Origin of the sequence: Prosthecobacter sp. (assembly GCF_044373815.1) — a bacterium.
Lineage (GTDB): Bacteria > Verrucomicrobiota > Verrucomicrobiia > Verrucomicrobiales > Verrucomicrobiaceae > Prosthecobacter.
This window is the reverse complement of sequence record NZ_JBIPNG010000574.1, coordinates 1-3,741: the sequence shown is the minus strand read 5'-3', so window position 1 is coordinate 3,741 and position 3,741 is coordinate 1. Positions and strand designations below refer to the sequence as shown.

Genomic DNA, 3,741 nt, shown 5'->3' with positions numbered 1-3,741 from the left:
AGGGCACGGTCTTTGAAATCATTGCTGTATCGTTGTCGCTTCACGGTCTTCATGGTGATTGTCCCTTATTCCCTGGTCCAGGATTTTAGCGCACCTCACAATGCCTCTGGATTCGTGGCGATCAATCCCAAGACCCGTTCGACTTCTTGGAAGAACTCATCGCCCAACCGATCTTTGCGCTCATCATACCACTCGCACGCCTGCTCGACCTCCTGCTGAACGGCCTTGTGATACGAGAGATTCACGCCTTACGCCGGGCTGAAAAATGGGCCATGAATTCCTGATGACTGATCTCTAGCGAGGGGTCTTGATCCATTTCTGCTTCTCGTTGATTCAGGACTGCCTCAAGGTCGTCGTCTTCAAGTTCATGCGGTGGACTGCCAACGGACTCCCACAGGCCTGCAGCAATCCGGCAACGATCTCCGGGATTGAGCTGCAAGGCGGCATCCATGATGGATTCATAGGTGGCGATCATGGAGTATTATTGGCTCGAAAAATGGACTGGGCAACCTTGGGTTGGAGGACGGGGGAATGGGGCAGTAGTGGGGACTGGTGAGCCTGTGGCCTGCGGCGGAGATTCGTTGCAGACGCTGCTGGTGAGCGCGGTGTGTGAAGAAGGTGCTGGGTTTGCTTTCCGGATTGGGACTGGCTTTCCAGGGGTGGCGCTCGCTGCGCGAGCTTACCCCTGGCTACCTTCTTTGATCCCTCCGGGATCGAGGGAAGAGACACGCTTTTTTATGCGGAGTAACGGGAGATTGCGGAGCACCGCACACGGAGTGTGCGGACCACTTTGCTGACGCATGCGCGGGTTATCCACGCGACGTCGAAGCGTTGGGCAACATCGCACTGCAGTGGAGTGGCGGGGAGACGCTGCTAGTGAGCGCGGCGTGTGAAGAAAGTGCTGGGTTTGCTTCCCGGATTGGGATGTGGCTTTCCAGGGGTTGCGCTTGCTACGCGAGCTTACCCCTGGCTACCTTCTTGGACCCCTCCGGGGTCCTGATCTAGTTGCTGCGCAATTGCGGGCAAGAGTGCCCACATCATTTGGACAGCGTCATTGGTGACGCGGTGTGGATGAGAGTAGCGGAGCGCCGCACACGGAGTGTGCGGACCACTCCGCGCTGGTGCTTGCGCGATGCTCTTTGAAATTTTCACACCTTACTTGGCTGGCAGGATCTGGACGGCGTCGAGGTGGACGTTGCCGCTGGAACCGGTGGTGCGGAAGATGACGGCGGATTCTTCGCCGGCGGTGAATTTGTAGGTGCCGAGGGAGTAGGCGCCCTGGGGGTCTTTGGGGGCTTTGGTTTGATCGACGGTGAGGGTTTTTTCGCCGTCGGCGGTGAGGAGGGTGACGGGGGCGGTTTTGGCGCGGTTTTCGTGGGGCTGGAAGTAGATGCGGACTTCGTAATTTCCGGTCTGCTTGACGCTGAAGGCGAAGCGGGCGCTGGCGTCTTTGTCGGAGCCGTAGCTGTAGTGCTTGCCGACGTAGGGCTTGAGGCCTTCGCCGTGGGCCCATTTGCCGGTGAGTTCGGCTTCGGTGTCGTCGATGACGAGGCCTTCGAGCTTTTTGGGGTCGATGCTGTCGGCGGGGGAGGTGGCGGGTTCGGGGAGTTTTTTGGCGTTGGCGGGGAGGTAGAGGCTGCCTTCGAGGGCGTCTCGGCGCATGGCGCCGGGCTGGTTCATGAGGTCTTTGAGGATGTCGAGGTACTGCTCATAGACGCCGCGGGGGCTGGTGTGGTGGCGGACGCAGATCCAGGCGGCTTTGCCGACGACTTCGCCCATCATGCCGCAGGTGCGCATGACGCGGGTGGAGCCGAGGGCGTGGCGCTCGACGGAGATGGTGCGGCCGGCCATGAAGAGATTGCCGATGTCTTTGCTGTAGAAGCAGCGGTAGGGGACGGGGTAGCCGTTTTTGCGGTCGGTGTGTTTGCCGAATTCGGCGCGGCTGATGAAGGGATTGTCGGGGAAGTTTTTGGCGTACTGCTCTTTGGGGTAATGGAGGTCCTGGTCCCAGGTGGTGGGGACGCAGCCGTCGGGATGGATGATGCCTTTGACCATGTCTTCGCCATTGAGGATCATATCCCCAACGATGCGGCGGGATTCACGGGGGCCGCCGATGTAGGCGAGCCAGGTGAGATCGAAGTCGGCGTATTTGTCTGCCTTGAGGGTTTTGAGGGCGGAGACGGCGCCGTAGACGGCGCGGAAGTTGTGGTCGCGGATGAGTTCGAGGTCGTTGATGGGGTGCTTGTCGAAGCCGCTTTCCCAGAACCATTCGCCGTGGACGTAGTCTGCGGGGGCGGGCACGGGGGTGTAGCCGAGGTCGTAGCCTTTCATGTTTTCGGCGTTCTTTTTGCCGACGGGGGCGAGGGCTTTGGGCTCAGGGAAGTCTTCGAGCGTGAGGGGGAGTGCCCAAGGGGTCTGGGGCCAGGTGACGGGCTTCTTGAGGTTTTGCATGACCCACATGTTGCTCATGCCCATGCGGCCTTTTTCTTCCATCATGAACTCGGCTCCGGCGAGTGCGCCGACGCTGCCGTGACCGGTGCAATCCACGAAGAACTTGCCGACGAAGCGGGTTTCCTTGCCGGTCTTGGTATCGAGGCCGATGACGCTGCGGATGTTCTTTTTGTCGGCGGTCATTTCGACGCCGTAAACGTGGGTGTTGAGGTGGAGGGAGATGGTTTTCTCGGCGTTGACGGTGTCTTCCTTGAGCTTGTCGTTGAACTCCTGGGGCGTGGCGGCGGGGCTGTTGCTGGCGCGGTCGGCGAATTCTTCGACGATCTCGCCGAGGTGGGGATAGAGACCGCGGCGGGTGCCGCCCATGGCCCAGACCTGGATTTCGCTGGAGCCGTTGCCGCCGAGGACGGGGCGGTTTTGGATGAAGGCGACTTTGAGGCCCTGGCGTGCGCCGGAGATGGCGGCGCCCATGCCGGAGTAGCCGCCGCCGATGACGACGAGATCGAACTCGCTGGTTTCGGGGGCTTTGTCAGGGAGGCCGAGGAGCTGGCGACGGAGCTTGTTGGTAGCGGCGAGGTCGTTTGGCGGGGTGAAGGAGTCGTCTTTGCTGAAGATGATGGCATCGATGCGGCCATCGAAGCCGGTGAGGTCATGGAGGGAGAGAGTGGTTTTGCCGGAGGTTTTGACGGGGCCGGCTTTTTCCCACTGCCAGTCTTTGCCGGTGGTACCGAATTCGTGGTCGAGCTTTTTGCCGTTCACGCTGATCTCAAAGCGGCCGGGGGTGCCTTTGGCGTCCCATGGGCCGACCCAGTTTTTGGTGCGGGCCCAGAGGGTGTAGGTGCCGGCAGGGAGGTCTATTTCGGTGAAGGCGTCTTTGACGGGCTTTCCCATGCCGTGGGCCATGAGGTAGGGGGAGCCCATGGCATCGATGAATTGTGTGTCGAGGACCCAGCCACCGGGGGTGGAGAAGGATTCGGCTTCGATCCAGAGCGGCTGAGCGCTGGCGGAGCCGAGGGTGAGGAGGGTGGCGAGGAGGACGGATTTCATGGTTGAGGGCTGTTTTAAACGAGAACCGGGGGGGAAAGCAATCATGGGTTGTTTGTTACGGTAACAGTCTGGAACGAATGACGTGCGTGTGAAGCGGGGCAGACCGAAGGGTGCGGTGGATGAGAGCGGAGTGGATGGACAGGATTAACAGGATCGCATGATTCACAGAATTAACTGGGAGTGGGATCGAGCTGAATGGGGAATGGGGCTGAAAATGAAAACGCGGTGCTTCTAGGAGGAAGC

3 protein-coding genes are annotated in these 3,741 nt (G+C 60.3%); all 3 read right to left on the bottom strand.

The genetic code is table 11. The annotated features are described in order from the left end of the window. Nucleotides 1-95 precede the first annotated feature (95 nt). Nucleotides 96-245, bottom strand: a complete 150-nt coding sequence (locus ACIREA_RS28445; protein ID WP_397385702.1) for a hypothetical protein — start codon at nt 243-245, stop codon at nt 96-98. Beyond that, nucleotides 242-475, bottom strand: coding sequence for a hypothetical protein (locus ACIREA_RS28440; protein WP_397385701.1), 234 nt, complete (start codon nt 473-475; stop codon nt 242-244). Before ACIREA_RS28440 ends, ACIREA_RS28445 begins: the two co-directional genes overlap by 4 nt. 680 nt (nt 476-1,155) lie before the next feature. Beyond that, nucleotides 1,156-3,498 (bottom strand): FAD-dependent oxidoreductase, encoded by a 2,343-nt coding sequence (locus tag ACIREA_RS28435; protein WP_397385700.1) that lies wholly within the window; start codon nt 3,496-3,498, stop codon nt 1,156-1,158. Nucleotides 3,499-3,741 lie beyond the last annotated feature (243 nt).

Excerpts from the sequence above, each read along its gene's own strand:
- ACIREA_RS28440 (WP_397385701.1), bottom strand. The coding sequence starts at position 475 with ATGATCGCCACCTATGAATCCATCATGGATGCCGCCTTGCAGCTCAAT.
- ACIREA_RS28435 (WP_397385700.1), bottom strand. The coding sequence starts at position 3,498 with ATGAAATCCGTCCTCCTCGCCACCCTCCTCACCCTCGGCTCCGCCAGC.